Annotated in this window: 21 protein-coding genes; 11 read left to right on the top strand and 10 right to left on the bottom strand. The window is 43.9% G+C overall.

All coding sequences use genetic code 11. The features are described from left to right. The first annotated feature begins 161 nt into the window (after nt 1-161). Nucleotides 162-1,790 (top strand): S8 family serine peptidase, encoded by a 1,629-nt coding sequence (locus tag CLV57_RS02045; RefSeq protein WP_100339693.1) that lies wholly within the window; start codon nt 162-164, stop codon nt 1,788-1,790. Nucleotides 1,791-1,886: 96 nt separating this feature from the next. Here the strand turns inward: CLV57_RS02045 and CLV57_RS02040 are convergent, their stop codons facing one another. Beyond that, on the bottom strand, nt 1,887-3,560 hold the full coding sequence (locus tag CLV57_RS02040; protein WP_100339692.1) for a glutamine--tRNA ligase/YqeY domain fusion protein: 1,674 nt from the start codon (nt 3,558-3,560) through the stop codon (nt 1,887-1,889). A 198-nt stretch (nt 3,561-3,758) separates the two neighbouring features. Between CLV57_RS02040 and CLV57_RS02035 the strand changes: the two genes are divergently transcribed. Further along, on the top strand, nt 3,759-4,646 hold the full coding sequence (locus CLV57_RS02035; protein WP_100339691.1) for a bestrophin family protein: 888 nt from the start codon (nt 3,759-3,761) through the stop codon (nt 4,644-4,646). A gap of 87 nt (nt 4,647-4,733) precedes the next feature. Here the strand turns inward: CLV57_RS02035 and CLV57_RS02030 are convergent, their stop codons facing one another. From CLV57_RS02030 to CLV57_RS02010, 6 genes are all read right to left on the bottom strand, one after another. Then, nucleotides 4,734-5,156, bottom strand: a complete 423-nt coding sequence (locus CLV57_RS02030) for a hypothetical protein (protein WP_100339690.1) — start codon at nt 5,154-5,156, stop codon at nt 4,734-4,736. A gap of 16 nt (nt 5,157-5,172) precedes the next feature. Further along, nucleotides 5,173-5,913, bottom strand: a complete 741-nt coding sequence (locus CLV57_RS02025; RefSeq protein WP_245856823.1) for a ferritin-like domain-containing protein — start codon at nt 5,911-5,913, stop codon at nt 5,173-5,175. Nucleotides 5,914-5,952: 39 nt separating this feature from the next. Further along, nucleotides 5,953-6,105 (bottom strand): hypothetical protein, encoded by a 153-nt coding sequence (locus CLV57_RS18275; RefSeq protein WP_157799038.1) that lies wholly within the window; start codon nt 6,103-6,105, stop codon nt 5,953-5,955. A gap of 7 nt (nt 6,106-6,112) precedes the next feature. Then, entirely contained in the window at nt 6,113-7,456 is a 1,344-nt protein-coding gene (creD, locus tag CLV57_RS02020) for a cell envelope integrity protein CreD (protein WP_100339689.1), read from the bottom strand. Nucleotides 7,457-7,554: 98 nt separating this feature from the next. Then, nucleotides 7,555-7,863: a winged helix-turn-helix domain-containing protein gene (locus CLV57_RS02015; RefSeq protein ID WP_245856821.1), complete on the bottom strand. Its 309-nt coding sequence runs from the start codon at nt 7,861-7,863 to the stop codon at nt 7,555-7,557. Next, entirely contained in the window at nt 7,860-8,492 is a 633-nt protein-coding gene (locus CLV57_RS02010) for a hypothetical protein (protein ID WP_100339688.1), read from the bottom strand. Before CLV57_RS02010 ends, CLV57_RS02015 begins: the two co-directional genes overlap by 4 nt. Before the next feature lie 165 nt (nt 8,493-8,657). Here CLV57_RS02010 and epsC point away from each other — a divergent pair, with 165 nt between their 5' ends. From epsC to CLV57_RS01995, 3 genes are all read left to right on the top strand, one after another. Then, on the top strand, nt 8,658-9,473 hold the full coding sequence (gene epsC / locus CLV57_RS02005) for a serine O-acetyltransferase EpsC (protein WP_100339687.1): 816 nt from the start codon (nt 8,658-8,660) through the stop codon (nt 9,471-9,473). 3 nt (nt 9,474-9,476) lie between these two features. Then, nucleotides 9,477-10,346, top strand: a complete 870-nt coding sequence (gene cysM, locus CLV57_RS02000) for a cysteine synthase CysM (protein ID WP_100339686.1) — start codon at nt 9,477-9,479, stop codon at nt 10,344-10,346. A gap of 79 nt (nt 10,347-10,425) precedes the next feature. After that, a complete protein-coding gene (locus CLV57_RS01995) occupies nt 10,426-11,982 on the top strand; it encodes a carboxylesterase/lipase family protein (protein ID WP_100339685.1) in 1,557 nt (518 codons plus the stop codon). A gap of 47 nt (nt 11,983-12,029) precedes the next feature. On the opposite strand, the gene CLV57_RS01990 is transcribed toward CLV57_RS01995, so the two are convergent. Both CLV57_RS01990 and CLV57_RS18525 read right to left on the bottom strand, forming a co-directional pair. Beyond that, nucleotides 12,030-12,476, bottom strand: a complete 447-nt coding sequence (locus CLV57_RS01990; RefSeq protein ID WP_100339684.1) for a phosphatidylglycerophosphatase A family protein — start codon at nt 12,474-12,476, stop codon at nt 12,030-12,032. 77 nt (nt 12,477-12,553) lie between these two features. Beyond that, on the bottom strand, nt 12,554-15,565 hold the full coding sequence (locus CLV57_RS18525) for an outer membrane beta-barrel protein (protein WP_100339683.1): 3,012 nt from the start codon (nt 15,563-15,565) through the stop codon (nt 12,554-12,556). Nucleotides 15,566-15,909: 344 nt separating this feature from the next. On the opposite strand from CLV57_RS18525, the gene CLV57_RS01980 reads away from it, so the two are divergent. The 4 genes from CLV57_RS01980 to CLV57_RS01965 all read left to right on the top strand — a co-directional run bounded on the left by CLV57_RS01980 (nt 15,910) and on the right by CLV57_RS01965 (nt 22,525). Then, nucleotides 15,910-16,626: a pyridoxine 5'-phosphate synthase gene (locus CLV57_RS01980; RefSeq protein ID WP_100339682.1), complete on the top strand. Its 717-nt coding sequence runs from the start codon at nt 15,910-15,912 to the stop codon at nt 16,624-16,626. Between the two features lie 236 nt (nt 16,627-16,862). Continuing rightward, the gene (gcvP, locus tag CLV57_RS01975; RefSeq protein ID WP_100339681.1) at nt 16,863-19,763 is read left to right on the top strand and encodes an aminomethyl-transferring glycine dehydrogenase; all 2,901 of its coding nucleotides are present in this window, start codon (nt 16,863-16,865) and stop codon (nt 19,761-19,763) included. Nucleotides 19,764-20,094: 331 nt separating this feature from the next. Beyond that, on the top strand, nt 20,095-21,342 hold the full coding sequence (locus tag CLV57_RS18580) for an alpha/beta hydrolase-fold protein (RefSeq protein WP_245856818.1): 1,248 nt from the start codon (nt 20,095-20,097) through the stop codon (nt 21,340-21,342). An 82-nt stretch (nt 21,343-21,424) separates the two neighbouring features. Further along, nucleotides 21,425-22,525 carry a glycoside hydrolase family 43 protein gene (locus CLV57_RS01965; RefSeq protein WP_100341278.1) on the top strand — a complete coding sequence of 367 codons (1,101 nt, stop codon included), beginning with the start codon at nt 21,425-21,427 and terminating at the stop codon, nt 22,523-22,525. Between the two features lie 117 nt (nt 22,526-22,642). Here CLV57_RS01965 and CLV57_RS01960 read toward each other — a convergent pair whose 3' ends face one another. Continuing rightward, on the bottom strand, nt 22,643-23,650 hold the full coding sequence (locus tag CLV57_RS01960) for an aspartate-semialdehyde dehydrogenase (protein WP_100339680.1): 1,008 nt from the start codon (nt 23,648-23,650) through the stop codon (nt 22,643-22,645). 165 nt (nt 23,651-23,815) lie between these two features. On the opposite strand from CLV57_RS01960, the gene CLV57_RS01955 reads away from it, so the two are divergent. Continuing rightward, nucleotides 23,816-24,760, top strand: a complete 945-nt coding sequence (locus CLV57_RS01955; protein WP_100339679.1) for an NAD-dependent epimerase/dehydratase family protein — start codon at nt 23,816-23,818, stop codon at nt 24,758-24,760. Nucleotides 24,761-24,799: 39 nt separating this feature from the next. Beyond that, nucleotides 24,800-25,039 (top strand): hypothetical protein, encoded by a 240-nt coding sequence (locus CLV57_RS01950; RefSeq protein ID WP_100339678.1) that lies wholly within the window; start codon nt 24,800-24,802, stop codon nt 25,037-25,039. Nucleotides 25,040-25,104 lie beyond the last annotated feature (65 nt).

Raw genomic sequence — 25,104 nt, 5'->3', positions numbered from 1 at the left:
GTCTCACGGTGGATGTGAGACGATTTGAAACAATATTTTTTATAAACGCCTTATTATCATTTTTTTAACTAAAATTAGTGAAACGAAAATGAGACGGGTGAACCGATTTTATGCAAATTATAATTAAGCATTTTTGAATATATTACACAAAAATTAAATAGATGAGCAATTTCAAAAAACATATGTTTGGCCCCCTGTTTTTTGGGGCGTTTATAACAAGCTTTGGCGCGTTGGCGCAGGATGCACCTAAAAACTGGCACACGCTTGATTTTAAAACCGATGGCTATTATGGTATTAGTCTTACCCCTGCGTACAAACTGGTACAGGGCAAAAAAAGCAAGCCGGTTGTAGTGGCTACTATTGACAGTGGCATTGATACCGCTCAAACAGATCTGAAAAGCGTCCTTTGGGTAAATACCAAAGAGATACCCGGCAACGGCATTGATGATGACAAGAATGGTTACATTGACGATATACACGGCTGGAACTTTTTAGGAGGCCCGGATGGTAAGTGCGATTATACCGAAACTACCGAGGAAGTACGCGAATACAATCGCCTTAAACCTAAATACGGCAATTTAACGGCAACCCCTGCAGGCGATGCAAAAGGTTATGCCTATTGGTTAAAAGTTAAACAAACCTACGAGGAAACCACGCAGAAGTCGACCGAAGAACTGAAACAATATTCGCCTATGCTAAACGCCTTGATGGTGACCAGCGGTTACTTAAAACGTGAGTTAAAGCTGGATGCCGCGGCTACATTCAAAAAGACCGATCTGGATAAAATTACAGCGGCTAATGATACCATATCGCAAAGCAAAGGCATCTGGACACAGATATTTACCCAACAAGGTGGCGACGAAGACAATGGCAAAATCATTAAAGAGCTGAGCGAATACATGGCTAAGCTGAATAATGATGTTAACCCCGATCTGAACAGCCGTAAAAACATTGTTGGAGACGATGCTGACGTTTGGGATACCAAACCATACGGTAGCGGATTGCTGAAATTTCCGGATGCATCACATGGAACAGGTGTGGCCGGTTTGATGGGCGCGCAACGCGGCAATGGCTACGGTATAGATGGCGTGGCCGATAATGTGCGCATTATTGCTATTAAAGCGGTACCTAATGGCGACGAGTATGATAAAGATATTGCCAAAGCTATACGCTACGCGGTTGATAACGGCGCTAAAGTGGTGAACATGAGCTTTGGTAAAAAACTGTCTCCACACAAGAAATGGGTGGATGAAGCCTTTAAATACGCTGCTTCAAAAGATGTTTTATTAGTTCAGGCATCAGGTAACGATAATCAGAATGTTGATGTTAAACCACAATATCCTAATGATACTTTTGAGGACGGTACGGTAACTGATATGCCTAATGTAATATGCGTGGGTGCATCAGGCGCTAAAAACGACGCAACGCTGGCTGCATCATTTAGTAACTATGGTAAAAAGAATGTTGATGTTTTTGCACCCGGTGCCAAGGTAACGTCAATTAATATGGACGCTGAGTTTAACACCGCCGATGGTACCAGCTTTGCATCGCCAATTGTAGCAGGTATTGCCGCTTTAATTTTAGAGTATTACCCTAACCTGAGCGCAAAACAGTTAAAACAAGCCATTTTACAATCGGCCACACCGCTAACAGGCACTATGGTGAACAAGCCGGGAACCGAGGAAAAGGTTGATTTTACTACGCTTTCGAAAACCGGAGGCATAGCCAATGCTTACCGCGCGTTGCAAATTGCTGCCACCATGAAGGGTGAGCGTAAAGCGGTTAAATAGTGATTGGTTGATCGGAAATTATTAAACAACAAAGGCCGCTCAAAAAGCGGCCTTTGTTGTTTAATTTTCCTTTTTGGGCACGGCTTATGCTTATGCTTATGCCTTAGAGCCTTGGGGGGCTTTCCAGCCATCCTTCAATGTTACTGTTCTGTTGAACACCAGTTTGTCTGGCGTTGACAGCTTATCCATAGTAAAATAACCTTTACGGATAAACTGATAACCTTTGCCAGGTTCGGCGGTAGCCAGATCCTGCTCTATGTAAGCATTCGGAATAATAGTTAAACTCTCCGGGTTAATGTAGTCTTTAAAATCGCCATCCTCGTTTGAGGGATCTTCCACCTTAAATAAGCGGTCGTACAAACGTACCTCGGCAGTTTTAGCGTGCGGCACACTTACCCAATGTATGGTACCTTTTACGTTAACACCACTTGTGTCATTGCCTGATTTTGAGTTAGGCAGATAGCTGCAATGCACTTCGGTAACATTACCATCGGCATCTTTTACAAAGCTTTCGCAGGTAACGATGTACGCATTTTTAAGGCGAACACTTAACCCAACTCCTAAACGGAAGAACTTTTTAGGCGGCTCTTCCATAAAATCTTCCCGCTCTATCCATATTTCGCGACTAAAAGGAATATCCCTTCCGCCATCGCCTCCTTCTACTTCGGGATTATTCTCACCGTGCATTATTTCGGTTTCTCCCTCCGGATAGTTGGTAATAACCAATTTTATTGGATCCAACACAGCCATGCGGCGCCATGCTGTTTTGTTCAGATCTTCGCGGATACAAAACTCCAGCAAGCTAAAGTCTATCATGTTTTCGCGCTTGGCTACACCTATGCGCTCGCAAAACTCACGGATAGACGCAGCGGTATAACCACGACGACGTAAGCCGCTGATGGTTGACATACGCGGATCATCCCAGCCATCAACATGTTTTTCATTCACCAACTGCATCAGCTTGCGCTTGCTCATAACCGTGTAGGTCATGTTCAGGCGGGCAAACTCATATTGCTTACTCGGGAATATAGCCAGTTGCGCAATAAACCAATTGTATAAGTCGCGGTGAGGAATGAACTCTAAAGTACAGATAGAGTGGGTAATGTTCTCAATAGCATCAGACTGACCGTGCGCGAAATCATACATTGGGTAAATACACCATTTGTCGCCGGTGCGGTGGTGATGCGCGTGCTTGATGCGGTACATCAGCGGATCGCGCAGGTGCATGTTTGGCGCGGCAAGGTCAACCTTGGCACGCAGCACTTTGGCTCCGTCAGGATATTTGCCGGCTTTCATCTCGGCAAACAATTGCAGGTTCTCTTCAACGCTGCGGCTGCGGTATTGGTTAGGCGTTCCCGGTTCAGTAGGCGTACCTTTTTGCGCGGCTATTTCTTCAGCGGTGCTGTCATCCACATAGGCCAAACCTTTTTTGATCAGCTCAACAGCGAATGCATATAACTGATCAAAATAATCAGATGCGTATAACTCTTCTGCCCATTCAAAACCCAGCCAGCGCACATCATCCTTAATGCTTTCTACATACTCTGTATCTTCAGTAACCGGGTTGGTATCATCAAAGCGCAGGTTGGTTTTGCCATTGTATTTTTTTGCCAATCCAAAATTCAGGCAAATAGACTTAGCATGACCAATATGTAGATAACCATTAGGCTCGGGCGGGAAACGGGTTAACACCCTACCGCCATGCTTGCCATTGGCTAAATCCTCTTCAACTATCTCCTCTATAAAGTTTAATGATCTCTCTTCGCTCATATCAGGCAAAAGTAGCTTTTTTAGCTGAAAGGGTAAAGGCTGCTAACACGCGTATTTTTAACCACCGTTGAACATTAAATACCGTACATCCAACTAAACCGGGCAAAACTATTTGATGTATATTTTTTAGTGTAAAAACAACACAATACATATACTTTTAATGTTAAAACACAATAATTTAAAAGCACCGCTAAATTTATGCTGCTAAAAAAGAATATCTCCATATACTACTTTCTGAACCTTATTAAATGGGATATAATTGCCATTGCTATTTATGCCACTTTGGTGGGTGCGCTTGACCACTTTGCTTTTTTTGAGCAGATATCTATTCCGCTAAGTATTTCGGCATTGGTAGGCACTTTGCTTTCGCTGTTACTGGCCTTTCGTACATCACAATCATACGAGCGTTGGTGGGAAGCAAGGGTGATATGGGGAGCTATTGTAAATGATAGTCGAAGCCTGATAAGGCAGCTCATTCACCTTTTACCCAATGACGATAAAAAAGCCTGGTACGTAAAAGAGTTTGCTGTAAGGCAGGCCATGTGGTGCTACACGCTTGCTGATAGTTTGCGCAAGGTTCCGTTTTCGGGCAGGGCCGCCGAATATTTTGAGAAGCGAAGTTATAAAAGCGATAACCGCCCCAATTTTTTGCTGACGAAACATGTAGAGCAGCTTATTGACGCAGGCAGACATTACCAGCTTAATCCAAATATACAGGTTCAGTTGGATAACAGCGTTGTTAAACTCACCGACCATATGGGCAAATGCGAGCGCATCAAGAACACCATTTTTCCACGCTCTTACAGTGTTTTGATCCACTTTTTGATCTATGTGCTCATGACTATCCTTCCATTCGGGCTTGATGATAACCACCCTATAGTTGAAGCTGTTTTGGCTACGTTCATACCCGTTTTGTTCATTGCTATTGAACGTACCGCTATTTTAATGCAGGACCCGTTTGAAAATCGGCCCACCGATACACCAATGACCACCCTCTCAGAAACCATTGAAAAAAACTTAATGGAGCTGGCCAATTTAGAAGTTGGCCCTCAGCCTGACGCGCAAGGGGAGTATTATGTAATGTAAAGGGGGGGCTCAGAGCCACTGTGAGCCCTGTGAGCCCCTGTGAGCCACCCCTGAGCCAGGGTGAGCTACCTAAGCCACTTTGTCTCTTTAGTAATACTCTGGATATTTTAAATCATACAAGGGCTTGCTTAGCTTTATACCGTTTAGAAATTTTTCAAAATCGTGTTCTGATATTGGACCTATTATTTGGCCACTAACTCTCCGGATGATGTAGTGGTTAGTGATGCTCGTGTCAATATTCTCATTAGGAAATGTCCCAGTCAATGGATGTTGCTTTGCAAAAATAAACTGTCCATTGTGTCCAACCGCAAATATGTATGCAGGCACAACTTCTACACTAACACTGTCTTTATGTGATAAGTAAATATTACGTGTGTGATGCAAGTCAATCCAACCCGTATAATAATCTCCCACAATATGGTCACTACCGCTGTCAAATAAGCCAAAACAACCGGAGCATTCAAATATGCAGACCAACAAGAATAGTGCGACCTTAACTTTACTTTTCATATTGCATTAAGGCGATTTAAGCAACTACAAGTTTGTGAGATTCTGTAACGGCTTTCAACGTTTTCCTAAACTTCAATCCCATCTTTTTTCGAAAGGAAGCAAATGTAACGCCTCCTGCTTTGAACAACCTGCGATGCCCAAACCATACCAGTCCGCAAGTGGCCATAAAAAACCACTTATACGCTACTGACCGCCACCACCTGAAGAAATCGCTCTTCCCACTCAAAATTATAGCAAGCCGCTCGGTTTGAAAAGTGATGTGATAAGCCTCGTCCATTAAAATATCTGTACATATTTGTTTAAGTAGTTTGCATTGTGTAGCATTCTTTAACGACTGATAAAATATTTGCGCTGTGCTTTCCACCACAATTACAGCCACCGTCCATATCTCCATGCTGGTATTGTAATACCTTACTTTTCTGAAAAGCGAATCGCCCCAGTTTTTCTTTACTCTCGGCACATCAATAGCATCAAGATAGCGCCCCAGGTTATTGCCATGCTTTTGCTCTTCTTTAATGAAAAGCTTAACGGCATCTATGTAAGGCAGGTCGCCTATGTTATGTGCATATTTTGTTGCCGCGCTTATTAAATGCAATCCCTCAGATGTTTCACCCAACTGCCAGGCTTGCAACGAGGCTTTGATGGTTTCGCGTTCTTCGGCAGTTATCGACGGCGCAAGCGTCCAGTCAACGCGCTGTTCCAGTGCGTTGGCTTTAAAGTAATTGATCCAGTATTGACTGGTGCAAATTGTGGCCATAAAAAATGTTTTTAATGTGATAAGGTTTAGCGATTGTTTTTATATAGTAAACCTGATGGCCCGGTAAAGCAGACCTAAAAAAGCTATTATGATAGCCAGACCCGCAGCAAATACAAAGTAGGCTATTGTTTTGCGCACCCGCACCGTTATGGCTAAGGTTATTAATGCTATGGCTGAGAATATCAGTGTCATGGTCATGCTATTTGTCCCAGTTAATTTTTCTTGAGAAGTACATCAATACAGATAGTATAATAAATAAGGCAATGCTTCCTATTAGTAAGGCAAGGTCTTCTAATTGTATCAGCACATATACAAATACATAAAACACACCCAATATTGCCGCGAACAACATGGCCATTAGTTTATTTTTTAACAACGATGAAATAAACACCGATACCAGCGCTATGGTAGCAACTGATGCAATACAATAGGCAAGGGTATAACCCACTTGTTCTGCAAACGAGAGCAGCAGCGTGTAATAAATAACCAGGGCCGCGCCTATCAGCGCGTAATTAAAGGGATGAATGGGTTGCTTTCTTATCAGCTCAGTTAAGAATAACGCTACAAACGTTAACAGGATAATAAGTACGGCATACTTGGCAGTACGGGTAGTTTGTTGATACTGATCAACCGGCAGTTTAAGGTCAACACCAAAAATGGCCTTTTCCTGCTTGCTCATGCTGTTTAGCAGCGTATCAACGCCCACCCACTGTTGCGCAAAGGGCCTGTTATAATACAACACTTGCCATTTGGCATCAAAGCCTTTGTTATTTATTTTACGCTCATCGGGCGAATACCCGCCCGTGAAACTTGGCGTTGCCCATGTACTGTGCACTTTTACCGTTGTGGCTTTGCCGGTGTGTAAAAAGTTAAGGCTTCTGCTGCCCTTAATATCAAGCGTATAACTAAATGGTATAGCCGTAGTATTATTAACATTAAAACTTACCGGCACCTGCAAGCCTCCTTGTAACAATTCATCTTCGCCGAACACGGGAGTAGCATTTAGCTTCTGATTGCCAAACATTATAACCGGATTTGTTTTCAATCCCTTTAGATCAGTCAGTTTGAAAGTTAGGCGGGCTTTTGCTGTATCCATTTGATCCGCAGATATGCCCTTAAAAATTTCAGGCTTAAAATCTCCGGATAGATGGAGTTTTGCAGTGTAAACTATACTCTCAAACATGCCTCGGTGCAATGTATCAGGCACAACATCTGCTGTAATATTTAACTTATCTGGCAGTACGTAAAGCACGTCGTCAACCTGTTTAGTAGTAACCTTGTGGTCTGCTGATTGCTCTGTTACCGTTTTCTTGTAAGGGATAACCAACACAGGAGGCTCTACCAACTGACTGTCGGCCCAGATCTTTGCTATTTCCCTGCCCACTTCTCCCTGCCGTTCGGCACGCTCTGTTATCAGGCTGCTAATCATGCTGGATGGAATAAGCAGCACCAGCGCTAAAAAGCCTATTACAAATAATTTGATCATTACCGACTCTCTGAGCCACGTTGAAATGCTGTTGTATTGAGGTTGTTCTTGTATCATGTTGTTTGATTTTCTTTTTGGCTTGATAAGTATTACTTTTTCATTCTTAATAAAATTTTAAAAGTACTTTTAAATTCAAAGTAAATGGATAAAAAAATTTACTTTATGTTCTGTTGGAAAAAAATAAGCTTCTCCAAAGCATCCAGATGACGCTTGAATGCCTGCTTGCCTTTATCAGTAGCTTCATAGTTAGTGTTGGGTTTTCGTCCTAAAAAAGATTTATTGACCATAATATATTCCTCCTTTTCCAAAGCTTTTAAGTGCGATGCCAGGTTACCGTCGGTAACTTCCAGCAGCTCTTTCAGCGAGTTAAAATCATACCGCTGGTTAGCCACCAGCACGCTCATTATTTGCAAGCGTACCCGGTTCTCAAAAGCTTTATCTAATTTGTCAAAAGGTATCTTCACCTGTCGTATTTAAAATACATTACGCTGCCATATACAATATGCAGCACCCCAAAACCAAGCGCCCAAAATACTAAACCATAGCCGGGTAAGCAAGCGGCAATTAAGCCAAGCACTACATCGCACAAGCCTAAAAACTTCACATCGGTATAAGTAAAGTTGCTCGCGCTGATCAATGCCAGTCCGTAAAATATTAATGTTGAAGGCGCAACAATACCGTAGTAGCCACGATACAGCAATATCATTATTAACACCCCACCGCTTAGCAAAGGAACCAACATGCTAAACAGCAGGTCTTTGCTGGCCTTTCCCCACATAGGCTGACTTTTTCTACGTGCCTTTTGATAGGTAAGTATAATACCCGTACTTATAGAAAACACCAGCACCACAGCAGCTATAGTAACTAATTTGATCAAAATAACATCTTCGAACAGTGCCGTTTCCGCGCTTGCATGAACGCTATACATGCGGTTGTCGCCATCGTAAAGCATAAAGTAAGCAACGGCGGCACCTATCAGCGCATATATTCCGGCCAAAACACCCGAGAACCCGCTGAGCGAGATGAATTTTGATGAACGCTCCATCAAACTACGGATGGAGGCCAGGTCATGCTGAATGTCATTTTCCTTCATTTAAAAAGCACTTTGTTAAACAAAGTAAAATATAATATTTGACAAAGGCAAAATTTTCCCGCAAATAATTTGGCGTTTGTACGCGTGAATGAAACTGCTACGCATTTTTTACCTCCAAACAACATTTTTTTATTTAAACTTGTAATGCATTGGTAACACCAAAAAATGAACGAAGAATTTTACCGGCAAATTTTAGATAAGCAACAACAGGCAGCTGCCGTTCCGTCCAACAAGGAAATTACCGATTGGGCGCTGCAGGTTATTCGTTTGCTTTATCCTGAGCAATCAAAAAAGGTATTTTTTACTTACCCGCAATTGCAGGAAGAGTTTGCCAAACTACAGCAGGAGCTATGCCATATAATGGCCGCCACGCGCGAGTGCAGCAACTGCGATAATGAAAAAATAGCTAAAGCTTTTTTTGATGGCCTGCCGCAACTTTACGCCATTTTAAATACCGATATCCAGGCCATTTTCAACGGCGACCCGGCAGCACGCAGTGAGTTTGAGGTAGTGCGCACTTATCCGGGATTTTACGCTATATCATTTTACCGCCTGGCGCATAGTCTGGTTACGTTAGACGTGCCGCTTTTACCCCGTATATTAACCGAACATGCCCATTCTAAAACAGGTATTGATATACACCCGGGTGCTGAAATAGACGAGTACTTCCACATTGACCACGGTACGGGTATAGTTATAGGCGAAACAACGCAGATTGGCAAACACGTAAAATTGTACCAGGGCGTTACGCTTGGCGCGTTGAGTGTAGCTAAAAATCTGGCTCACATAAAACGCCATCCAACCGTTGAAGACAATGTTGTTATTTACTCGGGGGCTACCATTTTGGGTGGCAACACCATAATTGGCCACGACAGTATAATTGGTGGTAACGTTTGGATAACCGCCAGCGTTGAACCCTACTCTACCGTTTATCATACCCCCATGATAAAGGTGTCTAAAAACATAGAAAAAACACAATAACATATGGGAATGCTTGATCTGATAGGGAACACACCATTGGTGGAGATCACCCGGCTAAACCCAAATCCAAAAGTTAAGCTTTTTGGCAAGCTGGAGGGCAATAACCCCGGCGGCAGTGTGAAAGATCGTGCTGCCTACAACATGATAAAAAGCGCGTTAGAACGTGGCGATATCAGTAACGGCTCAAAACTGATAGAGGCTACCAGCGGCAACACCGGCATTGCATTGGCCATGATAGCGGGGCTGTTCGGATTAGAAATTGAACTGGTTTTGCCATCTAATTCCACCCGCGAACGCACCTTAACCATGGAGGCATTCGGCGCGAAAGTTACCTTGCTGGAAGGAATAGAGGCCTGCCGTGATTATGCGGAAGAAAAAGCCGCCAAAGGTGAAGCATTTTTGCTGAACCAGTTTGCCAACGCCGATAATTACATGGCCCATTATTATACAACCGGTCCGGAGATTTGGCGCGATACCGAACACAAGATCACCCACTTTGTGAGCGCTATGGGAACCACCGGTACCATTATGGGCTGCTCAAAGTTTTTAAAGGAAGTAAATCCGGATATTCAAATTGTAGGATGTCAACCTACCGAAAACTCATCTATACCAGGTATACGCCGTTGGCCGGAAGCTTACCTGCCAAAAATATTCGATCCAAAACGCGTTGACCGCGTAATGGATATCTCAGAAGAGGAAGCCATACAAACCACCCGAAAAATGTGCCGCGAAGAAGGCATTTTTGCCGGTATGAGCAGTGGAGGCGCGCTTTCGGCAGCTATTAAACTGGCCGGCGAGATTGAAGAAGGCACCATTGTTTTCATCTGTTGCGACCGGGGCGACCGCTACCTCAGCAGTAACCTGTTCGGCTAAACCCCTTCTGCCTGCTTTATTTTGTTGTGAGCCGAATAAACAATAAGTTTGTGTAAACCCATATCAGACTTAAAGCTTCATGAACAAAAAAATATTTTTGCTTACCGCGGCATTAACTGCTGTATTGGCGGGCAATGCGCAAAATATGAGCAGTAATAATCCACAGGTAAAAACGGCCAATGGCACAGTTCAGGGTGTAACAGAGGCCAGTGGCGTGCGTTCATTTAAAGGTATCCCGTTTGCCAAACCGCCGGTTGGCGATCTGCGTTGGAAAGCGCCCCAACCAGCTGATAACTGGCAGGGCGTTTTAAAAGCCGACCACTTTGCCGCGCAGGCCATGCAACAGCCACTATATAGCGACATGATATTCCGTAGCGCGGGCAAAAGCGAAGACTGCTTATACCTTAACGTTTGGACACCTGCCAAAACAGCTAACGAAAAACTGCCTGTCCTGGTTTATTTCTATGGCGGTGGCTTCAGAACCGGAGACGGTTCGGAAGGGCGTTATGACGGGGAAAGCATGGCCAAAAAGGGAATAGTGGCTCTTACAGTTAACTATCGTTTAGGTGTGTTTGGTTTCATGGCACATCCTGAGTTGACCAAAGAGTCTCCTAATCATGCATCGGGCAACTATGGTTTGATGGACCAGCACGCGGCTTTAGAATGGGTAAAGAAAAACATAGCTGCTTTTGGGGGCGATCCGGATAAAGTTACCATTGCCGGGGAATCCGCCGGGTCTATGTCGGTTTCGGCTCAAATGGCATCTCCGTTATCAAAAGGTTTATTCAGGGCGGCTATTGCAGAAAGTGGTGCATTGTTAGGTAATCTATCGCCAACACCTCTGGCTGCTGCTGAGAAGATCGGCGTTGATTTCGCGGCAAAAGTTAAGGCTACGTCTTTGGCCGACTTACGCAAGATACCTGCCGATTCGTTACTAAAATGGGGAGCAAGCGGACGCTTTGGGTGCACGGTTGATGGTTACTTTTTGCCTCAACAGCCTCAGGAAATATTTGCAGCGGGTAAGCAAATGCCTGTTGCCCTGTTAGCCGGATGGAACTCGGCAGAAGGCGACTACAAAAGCATTTTAGGCAGAGGCAACGCGCCAACTGTTGAAAATTACAAAGCTGCTTTGCAACGCTTATATGGCGATAAAGGCAATGATGTTTTTCGGCAGTATCCGGCAGCAACAAAAGAAGAAATTATCGCTTCCGGCAACGCGTTAGCCTCTGACAGGTTTATTGCGTTTAGTACCTGGAAACTGATAGATATGCATGCCCGCACCCAAAAGACTCCGGTTTACAGATATTTATACACCCGCCCGCGACCTAAACTGGCAACTGAGGCCGAAGCGCCAACAGGCGCAGTGCACTCAGCAGAGATTGAATACGCCATGGGCAATCTGCATTATAACAAAACCTACAACTGGACGCCCGAAGACTATAAAACAGCTGATGTGATGCATGCTTTATTTGTGAACTTTATCAAAACCGGAAATCCTAATGGCGCAGGCTTGCCTAAATGGGACACCATGCAAAGTGCAGGAAATAACAAGGTGATGATAATAGATGCTGAGACCAAAGCGGTTCCCGATAACACCCAGGCACGTTATGCTTTGATGGATGGTTTAATAAAATAAGAAAAGACATAAAGGTTAGCTTTTGCCCAATTAGGGTGAAAGCTAACTTAACCAAGCAAATGGAAAAATACCGCCACTTGTAGTACAATGTTGGCATATATACCTGCCAGCACATCATCAGCCATTACTCCCCATCCACCGGGGAAAACCTCCATGCGCCTAACGCCAAGCGGTTTAACTATATCAAAAAATCGGAATAGAATAAAGCCTGCAATGAGCAAACTCAAGCTTGGTGGCAGAAACAAAACTGTTATCCACATGCCGGCTACTTCATCTATTACTACCCTGTAGCTGTCTTTCCCCCAATAAGGCTCCACCTTATTGCCTACAAACACCCCGAGTAGCGTAACTGCTATACAAAGCGCAAAAAACACAAGTGGACTAACGCCCCCATGCCATAACAACCAGATCGAACCACAGGTAACAGCTGCGGCAATGGTGCCACCGCCTTTAATATATCCAATGCCGCCAATAGATGCTATGAGCTTATTCATGGCTGCAAATTACAAATAAGCGCTAACAAAAAACCCCGCGGGTTTACCGCGGGGTTGAATATTATTTTAAAGCACGATTAGAAACCGCCGCCACCGAAGCCGCCGCCGCCAGGGCCACCGCCACCAGGACCGCCGCCAAAGCCGCCGGCACCACCAGGGCCACCAGCAGGACGACCGCCAGGACCACCCGGACCACCTTCACCACGACCTCTTCTGAAATCATTTTCAGGTTGTGACGGTGCTTTGCCTGCAAACTTTTGCAAGCGTAGCGAGAATGACAACATAAAGTAACGGCCTAAACGGTTAGTTTGCGTTTGGGTAACGTTACCGTTGGCTTGAGTAGTTGTAAAACCAGTATTTTGGTTCAACAAGTCAAATGCAGCTAATCTGATAGTCGCTTTATTTCCCTGCAGGAAACGACGCTCTACATAAGCGCTGATAATGTTAGGATTGGTAACCGGAATGGTGTAGCCGGAGTTAATTTGTTTTGAATAATCATAGCTAACTGTCCAATCACCAAAGTAGTTTTTACCGGTAAGGCCTAAAGCCAATGTACGTGTATTAACGTTTTGACCACCTAAAGCAGTGCTTATTGAGTTAGTTGTTTTATTGATGGTGTAGTTGGCGCTTGCCTGTGCATCAATAATGTCTGTCAGATCAAGCCTGAAACGGGCACCTGGCGAAACGGTTAACGTTTTACCGATGTTTTCTTGCAAAGGTGTATTATCGCCCTGATCAATATAGCTAACATTATTTGAGTAGCTCACGCCACTGTTAACAGACACTGTGTACTTACGTTCGGCCCAAGGTTTTGAAAACAAGATATTACCTGATGCTGAATAAAAACCGTCTGCATTTAAGTAACGTGTTAATATTACGTTATTGGGCAAATAACTGGTTCTGGTTACAACAGCATTATCGGTTTTATTGTATGATAAATTCACAAAAAACACGTTACCCGATGCTATTCCAAAAGTGTTATAACGCAACGAGAAGTTGTTGCTGAACTGTTGCTTCAAATCAGGATTACCTTGAGTTGGGTAAAGCGGATTTGAATAATCTGCTACAGGCTGCAACTGGTCAAAACTTGGTTGGCTTGCGCTACCATTATAGTTAAAGGTAAGCGATTCGTTTCTTGAAAATTGGTAGATGAAACGCGCAGCAGGCACAAAGTTAGTTTGCTTTTTAACTGTAGGAGGGAAATTATTACTTGCGCTAAGTGATGATTGTCCTTCTAAAGTTGATGGCTGTACACCTACACCTAAGGTCAGGTTATATTTAGTTTCAATTAAGCGGTAGTTCAACCCAACTCTATGTGTAGTGAAAGTAAAGTCGTATTTATTGGTTAACCTGTCAAACGGTACCGGGCTTCCGCTATCCAGATCATAAGTAACCCTGTCATTCGTTGTTTTCGAACGGCTAAAGTTGTAGTTAAGTTCAAGGAAAGACACTTTACTGAATGGCTCCATGTATGATACGTTACCACTGTATGAAGTAGATGTGTTTTTCTGGTTGATCTGTTGATTCAGCGGAGCTGTTGTTGCACCAACGGCTGGCGCTGTACCAACTATGTACTGGTTTATTGGATTGCTATATGATGTGCTGTTTGAAGAGCTTCCGTTTAAAAAGATGCTCAGGTTACGGCCCTTTTTTGAAAAACGGTGATTAAACAACGCTGTTAAACCAAACGTAGGTGAACTTGAGTTACCAACAGTGGTAGTTTTTGTATGTCTAATTACTGCATTCGGGTTATTTATAGGCGCTAAAATTGACTCCTGCTCGCTGTAGGTATCAGCAACCGAATTGGTGAAAGATGGTACTACTTTTAAATAATTCAAAGTATCAGGTCTCCACTCAAGGTTATATTGAAACCTATGGTTGGTTGGGCTGTTTTTTGAAAAAGATGTAGAGTTGGTAATGTTACCTGAACCCTGGTTGGTTTGTTGCGTTACAGAGTTGGTATTAGTTGTATTATCATTAAAGCTATAGCTACCATAAGTTGATACTTTCTCGCCCCATTGATCGCGATAGTTAACACCGATAGAACGTGCAACAGTGATACCGTTTTGGTTACTTACACCGGCACCAGCATTACCACCGCCGGCTCCGCCACGGCCACCGCCGCCACCACCGCCACCGAAGTTGCCGCCGCCACCACCGCCGCCGCCGAAGTTGCCACCGCCGCCACCGCCACCACCGCGACTAAAATTGAAGGTGTTGGTATTGGTATTATTGGTATTAGCTAATACGGTGATTTGTCTGTTTCCTTTAAAATTATAGTAGTTAACAGAGCCCTGGTAACGCATATCATTAACGTCTTCGCCATTTATTCCTTTAGGTAATAAATCGCGTCCGCCACCTGCGGTAGCTTGTAACGAATAACCATAGTTCCTGTCGGCACGTATGGTAAGGTTAATAATTTTGTCGGGTTCACCTGTACGTACACCGGTTAAGTTAGCCTGATCACCGTAGTCATCAATTAACTGGATGCTTTCCAATATATCAGCAGGCAGGTTACGGGTTGCAGCCTGTAAGTCGCCACCCATGTAGTCTTTACCGTTGATACGAATTTTTGTAACTGATTTACCTTGTGTGGTAACGTTACCGGCAGCGTCAACATCAACGCCCGGCAATTTCTTGATCACGTCCTCAACAGGAGCGTTCTGCCGTACCGGATAAGCGGAAACACTGTAAGCAACAGTATCTTCTTTGATCTTCACCGGTATAATACCAACAATGTTAACCTGGTTAAGGGTTTTCGTTTCTGCTTTTAAAACAATAGTACCCAAATCAAGCGGTTTGGTATCAGCGTCGGCAAAATTGTAACGCTTACGGATGCCTTCATAACCTAAAGAGGTTATTGTTAAAGTAATTGAAGTTCCTTTAATGTTGCTAAAAACAAACTTGCCATCAAGGCCGGTTACGGTTGAGGTACTGTCGCCCGCGTTTGACACGTATTTAACAGTAGTACCCGGAACGGAAAGTTGGGTAGTGTCAACGATCATTCCCGAAACCTGCCTTCCGGTTTGAGCCATCGCGCTGCTAACCATTATAAAGGCAATAACAAAGGGTAGTAAAATATATTTCATACAGAGTTAATGTGCGTATTAAAATTCAATTCTATTTTAAATTGAGATGCAAAGGTTCAACATATATTACGGATAATAAATAACACTAATATGATTGTTACATATCAGTGTTGATATCTTTATAATTGTTACAATTTTAACACTAAGTGCCGTTTTTTCAATTATTTTCAAACGTTTGCGTGTTAAAATAACACGCGGCAAATATATGGCGTTTTGCAAGGCTGCAACAGGTAAAGTGATAAATTGTTGGCCATATTAAATGTTTTTAATATCTGCTGTAATAACATTACACCTGGTAACAGTTAAAAAGATATTTTTTCATCTTTGTAAACTAATTTTCCACAATGACACACCTGTCTGTAAACATCAATAAAATAGCTACGCTGCGCAACTCGCGCGGGGGCAATAACCCCGATCTGATCAAAACCGCTTTGGATTGTGAGCGCTTCGGCGCGCAGGGTATAACCGTTCACCCAAGGCCCGATGAGCGGCATATCCGCTACAACGATGTTTTTGAATTGAAAAAAGCCATCGCTACAGAATTTAACATTGAAGGGAACTGTACCGAGCAAAAATTTGTCGACCTGGTTTTAGCCAATAAACCGGCACAGGTTACGCTCGTGCCCGATGCATTGGGGCAGATCACCTCTAACCATGGTTGGGACACCATTAAAAACAAAGCATATCTAACCGATATAATCAAGGTGTTTAAAGATGCCGGCATACGTGTATCTATATTTGTTGACCCGGTAGTTGAAATGGTTGAAGCTGCCGCCGAAACCGGGACAGACAGGATAGAGCTTTATACCGAGGCTTACGCACACCAGTATCATGCAGATAAAGAAGCATCGATTGCCCCTTATGTTAAGGCTGCTGAAGCTGCTAACCGGGTTGGCTTAGGTATAAATGCCGGCCATGACCTTGATCTGCATAATTTAAAATACTTTGCCCAAAACATTCCCGGACTATTGGAGGTGAGCATTGGCCACGCATTAATTTGCGATGCACTTTACTATGGGTTAGAAAATACCATACAAATGTATTTGCGGCAGTTAAGCTAAGTCTCACTAACTTCTACAAAATTTTTACTTAAAATTAAGGGCAACGCACTTAATATTTAGCACGTGCGGAGATGGTTTTCGTATTAAAAATGAGTGTTTATTTTGCCGTTTAATCGCTTAAACAAATAATATTTTACCACTTGGGGTTTTGTCGTTTCAGGGTTAACAAATAGCTCACAATTAGTTTAAACTAAGGCAAAAACGTACCTTTGCAGTACATAAGTACCACACACCCCATGACATTAAATACAACGTACGAAGAGAAATTTGAGCAGCGGCACATCGCCCCGGATGCGGCAGAAACACAGGAAATGCTAAAGGTTGTAGGCGCTGCCAGCGTTGATGAACTGATAGCCCAAACTGTCCCCGAAAAAATAAGACTAAAAGCTCCGCTTAATTTGCCAAAAGCGAAAAGTGAGTTTGCCTATCTGCGCGACCTTAAACAAACCGCCTCAAAAAACAAGGTATTTAAAAGTTACATCGGTCAGGGATATTATGATGTGATAGTTCCGGGTGTTATACAGCGTAACATTTTGGAGAACCCCGGATGGTATACTCAATACACACCTTACCAGGCTGAAATTGCACAAGGCCGTTTACAGGCACTGTTGAATTTCCAAACCATGGTGTTAGACCTTACCGGGATGGAAATAGCCAACGCGTCGTTATTAGATGAAGGTACTGCCGCTGCGGAGGCGATGTTTATGCAATACTCGTTGCGTAAAAACCAATCGGCTAAAACCTTCTTTGTTTCAAAAGAGCTGTTTCCACAAACGATTGATATTTTAAAAACCCGCGCAGAGCCTTACGGCATTGAACTGCAAATAGGTGATCACGAGACTGCGGAGCTAACCGACAATATGTTCGGAGCGATAGTGCAGTACCCGGCTGGTAATGGCGCAATTTATAACTATGCTGATTTTGCAGCCAAAGGTCACGAAAAAGGCATTAAGCTAACCGTTGTTGCCGATATAATGAGCCTGATCTTGCTAACTCCTCCGGGAGAGTGGGGTGCTGATATTGTTGTGGGTTCAACGCAACGCTTTGGTGTACCAATGGGTTTTGGCGGGCCACATGCCGCGTTTTTCGCTACCAAAGAAGAGTACAAACGCTCAATGCCTGGCCGTATAATTGGCGTAACCATTGATAGTGCAGGCGATTACGCTCTGCGCATGGCTTTACAAACCCGCGAGCAGCACATCCGCAGAGATAAAGCAACATCTAACATTTGTACAGCGCAGGCTTTATTGGCTATTATGGCGGGCATGTATGCGGTTTATCACGGCCCGCAAGGGTTAAAATTGATAGCTGAGCGTGTGCATGGCTTAGCTGTTTCTTTAAGCGACGCCTTAAGCAAGCTGGATTATACGCTACTTAACCAAAGCTATTTCGATACCATTGCTGTTGAAGTTGGCAATTTAGCCGGTTCAATCCATGCAGAAGCTTTGAATAATGAGTTGAACCTTAACTACCATGGAAGCGTCATCACCATTTCTGTTGATGAGACCACGCAACCCGAGGATATAAAAACACTGGTAAAAATATTTGCCAAAGTAAAAGGCAAAACCCTTAACGACACAACTGTTGAAACTGAGGTTGAAACGGTTATACCTGCAGACCTGCAAAGAACATCGGCTTATCTTACTCACCCGGTATTTAACACGCACCACTCAGAGCACGAGATGCTGCGCTACATAAAATCATTGGAGACAAAAGATCTTTCGCTTTGCCACTCCATGATAGCTTTAGGCTCATGTACCATGAAGCTAAATGCCACTACCGAAATGGTGCCCGTTACATGGGCCGAGTTTAGCCGCATGCATCCGTTTGCACCGGTTGACCAAACCGGCGGCTACATGCAGCTTTTTGATGAACTGAACCGTTGGTTAAGCGAAATTACCGGCTTTGCTGCCATGAGTTTGCAACCTAACGCAGGCGCACAAGGGGAATACGCAGGCTTGATGGTTATTCGCGCTTACCATCATGACCGTGGCGATCATCACCGCAACATTGTTTTGATCCCATCATCTGCGCATGGTACCAATCCTGCATCGGCAGCTATGGCAGGCATGAAAATAGTAGTGGTGAAATGCGATGAGAACGGAAACATTGATGTAGCCGACCTGAAAGCCCGTGCCGAACAATACAAAGATGAACTTTCATGTTTGATGGTTACTTATCCATCAACACATGGCGTGTTTGAAGAGTCAATTATTGAGATCTGCGAGGTTATACACCAATACGGTGGCCAGGTTTATATGGATGGTGCTAACATGAACGCGCAGGTAGGCTTGACCAGTCCTGCAACTATTGGTGCCGACGTTTGCCACCTTAATTTACATAAAACCTTCTGTATACCACACGGCGGTGGTGGTCCGGGTATGGGTCCTATTGGTGTGGCTAAACACCTGGTGCCTTATCTGCCGGGCCATGCTGTAGTAGATATTGATAATGGTAAAGCAATTCACGCGGTATCAGCAGCGCCATGGGGTTCGGCTTCTATATTAATTATATCGCATGCTTATATAGCCATGATGGGACCAGATGGTTTAACCAACGCCACCCGTTATGCCATATTGAATGCTAACTATATCAAATCGCGTTTAGAGAACCACTACCCGGTGCTATATACCGGCAGCCATGGCCGCTGCGCGCACGAAATGATACTGGATTGCCGCTCATTCAAAGCAGCAGGCATTGAGGTGGTTGATATTGCCAAACGCTTAATGGACTATGGTTTCCACGCGCCAACTGTGTCGTTCCCGGTTGCGGGTACAGTAATGGTTGAGCCAACCGAATCAGAACCTAAGCATGAGCTGGATCGTTTTTGCGATGCCATGATCGCTATCCGTAAGGAGATCGCTTCTGTTGAGCAAGGCACATCTGATAAAACAGACAACCCGTTAAAGAATGCGCCACACACCATGACAGCAATTTCTGCTGATGAGTGGGAACATACCTACAATCGTAAAACAGCTGCCTTCCCGCTGCCGTATGTGGCTACTCATAAATTCTGGCCGTCAGTTGGGCGCGTGAATGACACTTACGGCGATCGTACGCTGATCTGCTCTTGTCCTCCGCTTACTGAATATGAATTTGAAGAAAGCGAAGTAACGACGCCTGAATACGGAACGTGATTTTTTTATTTGCTGATATGCAGATGAGTAAATGTGCAGATGGTGAGGAACTGTCTGCACATTTTTTTGTCCTCATTTTTGAATACCGAATGCTTCAGACTTAATAACTAATAATAACATGATTATTAAGTCATTTTAACAAGTGTACTTTATACAATATGTTCTAAATCAGCAATTAATTGTAACAAAAATGTGTCAATGCTTAGGTTCAAATTTGACAATCACTGTTAAAATTACATTTAAAATTACATAAGTTTGTGTGCACGGCTACATCGATGTAGTACAAACTATCAAAAAACCGATATATTAAAAAACTTAATCAATCAAAACAATGAAATCTAAATCATTAGCTATTGCTTTGGCTGCTACCTTAATAGGTGGCTTTGCAAATGCCCAGGCAATAAAGGAGGATTTTAAACCTTCGTCATTCAACCAACCGCTTCAGGATTACCCAATGGTTAACTCTGAGGGTCGCGCCCGTTTCCGCATATTTGCTCCTAAAGCAGACAGCGTAAGTGTTGGCCTTGGCTTAGGTGGCGACAGAACTAAAGGAACTAAACTGGTAAAAGGCGCTGATGGCTATTTTACCGGAACCAGCTCTGTTTTAGATGAAGGCTTCCACTACTACAATGTTAAAATTGACGGAGCTACGTTTAACGATCCCGGTACCGGATTCTTTTACGGTTCTCAGCGCTGGGAAAGCGGTATAGAAATCCCTGCTAAAGATCAGGATTTTTACGCGTTAAAGAACGTTCCGCATGGTACACTGACAACAGTTACCTTCCCATCAAAAAGCTCAACTTTTGGTGCGCGTCAGGCTGTTGTGTACTTACCTCCGGGTTACGAAAAAGGCTCAACCAAATACCCTGTATTATACTTACAGCACGGTTGGGGTGAGAATGAAACCTCATGGGGTATTCAAGGCAAAGCCGGTATCATTATGGACAACATGATAGCTGAAGGCCGAGTAAAACCATTCATCGTAGTTATGGCTTACGGCATGACCAATACCGGCGGTGCTCCGGGTGGTGCCCGTCGTCCTGCAGGTCCTCCTCCGGGTGGCGCTCCTGCCGCTGGCGCTGCTGCTCCTGCTGCTGCACCACGTCCGGCCGGAAACCCAATGACAATGGCAGGTACCGTAGCTAATGGCCTTACCAAAGGAGAAGTTACAGGTGCCGGTGCATTCCAGGAAGTTTTACTTGATGAATTGATCCCGTACGTTGACGCTCATTACCGTACTATCGCTAAAAGAGATGGCCGCGCAATGGCAGGCTTATCAATGGGTGGTATGGAAACAAAATTCATCACTATGGCCAGACCAGATGTTTTTGCATACTGGGGCTTATTGAGCGGTGGTAACTACACTCCTGCTGATCTGCAAGGCAAAGAAAAACCAAAACACATCTTTATTAGCTACGGTAGCAAAGAAGAAGCAGGCGCTAAAGGTCTTCCAAAAGTTGAGGCTGACTTAAAAGCAGCCGGTTACGCTGCAACTACTTATGTATCACCTGAAACTGCTCACGAGTTTCAAACATGGCGCCGCAGCTTGTACCAAATGGGTCCATTGCTGTTTAAATAAGCCGAACATAATTATTACAAATAATAAGGTGGGGATAACTAAAATTATCCCCACTTTTATTTTAATGAAAGCTGTTAACCAAATGAAACTAAAAATTATTGCTGCGTTATGCGGCGTATTTGCCCTATGCGCATCTGCTCAAACATTTGCACAGGCACCCGCTCAGGCTACTCCGGCACCAACCGGTATTGAGATCGTAAAAAAACTAACCAAGCCTAAAGCTAAGTTTAACGAGAAAGACCTGAGTGGCTACCTGTTGGTTTATTTCAAAGATCAAACGCACTCTGCCTATCTGGCCGCCAGTGCCGATGGTTATACTTTTACTGATTTGAACGGCGGTCAGCCTATTTTTATAGGCTCTCAGTTGGCCGAACAAAAAGGCGTACGCGATCCGCACATTGCCCGCGGACCAGACGGTGCTTTTTATCTGGCCATGACCGACCTGCACATTGCAGGCAAACGCGCGGGCTTTAGAGACACCGAGTGGGAGCGCCCTCAGGAGAAGTACGGATGGGGAAATAACCGCGCCCTTGTGTTGATGAAATCATATGACCTTATCCACTGGACGCATTCTGATTTCAGAACAGACCTGGCCTTCCCTGAATTGGGCGACATTGATTGCTCATGGGCACCCGAAACCATTTATGATGCTGATAAAAAGAAAATGATGGTATACTTTACCATCCGTTACAATAATAAAAACGCCGGCATTTACTGGGCCTATGCTAACGATGATTTCACTAAACTGGAAGGCGTTCCGCAACGTGTTACCGAGATTGGTGGTATTGATGCCGATATAACCAAAGTAGGTAACAAGTACCAGATGTTTTACGTAGGCGATGCCAAAATATGGCATTCGGTATCTGATAAGATCAACAGCGGCTTCCCGGCGGTTAGAGAGAAACGCATTGACCCTGAAAAGGTATCAACTGAAGCGCCTAACTTATTTAAGCGCCTGGGTACAGACAAATATGTGTTGATGTATGATGTTTACGGCTTACGCCCCAGTAATATGGGCTTTAGCGAAACAACCGACTTTGTAAACTTTACAGACCTTGGCCACTTTAACGAAGGCGTAATGAAAACCACTAACTTTACCAGCCCTAAACACGGCGCGGTAACTTACTTAACCAAAGCCGAGCTAAAAGCCATTGCTGAGCATTGGAAGGTAGAGATAAAGTAATAATTATAAATTATCGGAATAACGGCCCTATAAAAAGAAAGGGATGACCAAACAGTCATCCCTTTTTTCTTATAATCAAGAGAACTAATCACTGTTCTCTAATCACTACTCACCGAACTACGCTTCTACAGCTTGTCCCACTAAGTTTTTAGCAACTAAGTACTCTGCAATTTGTACGGCATTTGTAGCTGCACCTTTGCGAAGGTTGTCGGAAACGATCCAGCAGTTTAAAGTATTGGGCTGGCTCTCATCACGGCGGATACGGCCAACAAACACTTCGTCTTTATCATGGGCGTCAAGCGGCATTGGGTATTTCAGGTTAGCAACATCATCAGTAACTACAACGCCCGGAGCGTTGCTTAAAATTTCGCGAACCTGAGCCAGATCAAAATCGTTCTCAAACTCAATATTTACTGATTCCGAGTGACCACCCATTACCGGGATACGAACAGTAGTTGCAGTTACGCGGATGCTGTCGTCGCCCATAATTTTGTTGGTCTCTTTAACCATTTTCATTTCCTCTTTGGTGTAACCGTTTTCAGTAAACACATCAATATGAGGCAAAACGTTTAAGTCAATTTTGTACGGATAAGCCATAGGGCCATCAACGCCGTTACGCTCATTCATTAACTGGTCAACCGCTTTAACACCGGTACCGGTTACTGATTGGTAAGTTGATACCACAACACGCTTAATTTTGTATTTATCGTGCAGTGGTTTTAAAGCTACCACCATTTGTATGGTTGAGCAGTTGGGGTTAGCTATAATTTTATCCTCAGGGGTTAACACATTTGCGTTAACTTCCGGCACAACCAGCTTTTTGGTTGGATCCATGCGCCATGCAGATGAGTTATCAATAACGGTAATACCGGCTTCGGCAAACAGCGGAGCCTGAGCCAATGAAGTGCTTCCACCTGCTGAGAATAATGCAATCTCTGGCTTCTGCTTTATCGCATCCTCGGCAGAAACAATCTTGTATTGCTTACCCTTAAAAGTGATCTCTTTACCAACACTCTTTTCAGAAGCAACGGGAATTAATTCTGTTACCGGGAAGTTGCGTTCTTCAAGAACCTGCAACATTTTAGTGCCCACCAAACCTGTGGCACCTACAACTGCGATCTTCATTGTTTTTAAATTGTTAATTAATAATTTATTATCAATTTCAAATATCGTGTTTTTTATTGTATGCCTTACAATTTATTGTAAATGGCGGTTCATATTTTGCTGTTGGCTACAGCCAATACATGCATTTAAGTTCAAATTGCTACCTTTACAGCAATTCCATTAACTATGAGCGAAAAAATATTGGTAATTGGTGCCAATGGCCAGATAGGGACAGAACTGGTGCTTAATCTTCGCGGCAAATACGGTGCTGAAGCCGTTATTGCCTCTGATATCCATCCGTCAAAGCATCCCCTTATAACAGAAGAACACTTTGAGCTGGTTAACGTGCTCGACAAGGTTTTACTCGAAAACATTTTTGAAAAATATCAGCCTACACAGGTCTATCTGTTAGCGGCCATTTTATCGGCCACCGGCGAAAAGCACCCGCAAATGGCCTGGGACCTCAATATGAACGGCCTATTGAATGTGCTTGACCTCGCTGTAAAATATAAAACACAAAAAGTATTCTGGCCGAGCTCCATAGCGGTTTTCGGTCCGAATTCACCACGCGACAATACACCACAATATTGCACAATGGACCCTAACACGGTTTATGGCTTTAGCAAACTGGCGGGCGAGCGCTGGTGCGAATACTACTTTATTAAACATGGTTTAGATGTACGCAGTCTGCGTTATCCGGGTTTGATAGGTTGGAAAAGCGATCCGGGAGGAGGCACTACAGACTATGCCGTGAACATTTTTCACGAAGCGCTGGCGAATAATAAATATGAGAGTTTCCTCTCTGCCGGAACCGCTTTACCCATGATGTATATGGATGATGCCATACGCGCCACCCTTGAATTGATGGACGCGCCTGCTGATAAAATAACTATCCGTTCATCATACAACCTGGCAGGCATTAGCTTTACTCCGGAGCAGTTGGCCGCTGAAATAAAGAAACATCTGCCCGATTTTGAAATAAGCTATGCTGAGCACGATCCTCGGCAGGCCATTGCCGATAGCTGGCCAAGATCAATTGACGACACGCAGGCAGCACAAGAATGGAACTGGAAGATCAATTATGACCTGGCAGCTATGACGGCAGACATGCTGGAAAACCTGAAGGGATAGGCGGTATTACATCATTTTACAATTTGTACCTTTGGCACCATGACCAAACAGGCACTTATTGAACATACCGTAGCTATAATGAATAAGCTTCCGGAGGATAAAGCCGCCGAGATTGCGCGATTTGCCAACCTTTTAATGGAGAGCAACAACAAGCTATCACAGGTGAGCGATCAATTACAAAAGATGCGTGAGTTATTGACACGTCAGCTTAACGAACTGAATGTAAAAAGAGATGCAACTCATTTAACGGAAGCGCCAACGTTTCACATAAAAGCATAATACCTAAAGCACAAATTCAATTACCGTAAACCGCGGGTTATCAACTAAACATAAATATTATATTT

It is taken from the genome of Mucilaginibacter auburnensis (genome assembly GCF_002797815.1).
GTDB lineage: Bacteria > Bacteroidota > Bacteroidia > Sphingobacteriales > Sphingobacteriaceae > Mucilaginibacter > Mucilaginibacter auburnensis.
The sequence above is the reverse complement of the archived record's forward strand: the minus strand, read 5'-3'. Positions and strand labels throughout refer to the sequence as shown.

What these genes read in the sequence shown, in the direction of transcription:
- CLV57_RS02045 (WP_100339693.1), top strand. Translation starts at nt 162, where the DNA reads ATGAGCAATTTCAAAAAACATATGTTTGGCCCCCTGTTTTTTGGGGCG.
- CLV57_RS02040 (WP_100339692.1), bottom strand. Translation starts at nt 3,560, where the DNA reads ATGAGCGAAGAGAGATCATTAAACTTTATAGAGGAGATAGTTGAAGAG.
- CLV57_RS02035 (WP_100339691.1), top strand. Translation starts at nt 3,759, where the DNA reads ATGCTGCTAAAAAAGAATATCTCCATATACTACTTTCTGAACCTTATT.
- CLV57_RS02030 (WP_100339690.1), bottom strand. Translation starts at nt 5,156, where the DNA reads ATGAAAAGTAAAGTTAAGGTCGCACTATTCTTGTTGGTCTGCATATTT.
- CLV57_RS02025 (WP_245856823.1), bottom strand. Translation starts at nt 5,913, where the DNA reads ATGGCCACAATTTGCACCAGTCAATACTGGATCAATTACTTTAAAGCC.
- CLV57_RS18275 (WP_157799038.1), bottom strand. Translation starts at nt 6,105, where the DNA reads ATGACACTGATATTCTCAGCCATAGCATTAATAACCTTAGCCATAACG.
- creD (WP_100339689.1), bottom strand. Translation starts at nt 7,456, where the DNA reads ATGATACAAGAACAACCTCAATACAACAGCATTTCAACGTGGCTCAGA.
- CLV57_RS02010 (WP_100339688.1), bottom strand. Translation starts at nt 8,492, where the DNA reads ATGAAGGAAAATGACATTCAGCATGACCTGGCCTCCATCCGTAGTTTG.
- epsC (WP_100339687.1), top strand. Translation starts at nt 8,658, where the DNA reads ATGAACGAAGAATTTTACCGGCAAATTTTAGATAAGCAACAACAGGCA.
- cysM (WP_100339686.1), top strand. Translation starts at nt 9,477, where the DNA reads ATGGGAATGCTTGATCTGATAGGGAACACACCATTGGTGGAGATCACC.
- CLV57_RS01995 (WP_100339685.1), top strand. Translation starts at nt 10,426, where the DNA reads ATGAACAAAAAAATATTTTTGCTTACCGCGGCATTAACTGCTGTATTG.
- CLV57_RS01990 (WP_100339684.1), bottom strand. Translation starts at nt 12,476, where the DNA reads ATGAATAAGCTCATAGCATCTATTGGCGGCATTGGATATATTAAAGGC.
- CLV57_RS18525 (WP_100339683.1), bottom strand. Translation starts at nt 15,565, where the DNA reads ATGAAATATATTTTACTACCCTTTGTTATTGCCTTTATAATGGTTAGC.
- CLV57_RS01980 (WP_100339682.1), top strand. Translation starts at nt 15,910, where the DNA reads ATGACACACCTGTCTGTAAACATCAATAAAATAGCTACGCTGCGCAAC.
- gcvP (WP_100339681.1), top strand. Translation starts at nt 16,863, where the DNA reads ATGACATTAAATACAACGTACGAAGAGAAATTTGAGCAGCGGCACATC.
- CLV57_RS18580 (WP_245856818.1), top strand. Translation starts at nt 20,095, where the DNA reads ATGAAATCTAAATCATTAGCTATTGCTTTGGCTGCTACCTTAATAGGT.
- CLV57_RS01965 (WP_100341278.1), top strand. Translation starts at nt 21,425, where the DNA reads ATGAAACTAAAAATTATTGCTGCGTTATGCGGCGTATTTGCCCTATGC.
- CLV57_RS01960 (WP_100339680.1), bottom strand. Translation starts at nt 23,650, where the DNA reads ATGAAGATCGCAGTTGTAGGTGCCACAGGTTTGGTGGGCACTAAAATG.
- CLV57_RS01955 (WP_100339679.1), top strand. Translation starts at nt 23,816, where the DNA reads ATGAGCGAAAAAATATTGGTAATTGGTGCCAATGGCCAGATAGGGACA.
- CLV57_RS01950 (WP_100339678.1), top strand. Translation starts at nt 24,800, where the DNA reads ATGACCAAACAGGCACTTATTGAACATACCGTAGCTATAATGAATAAG.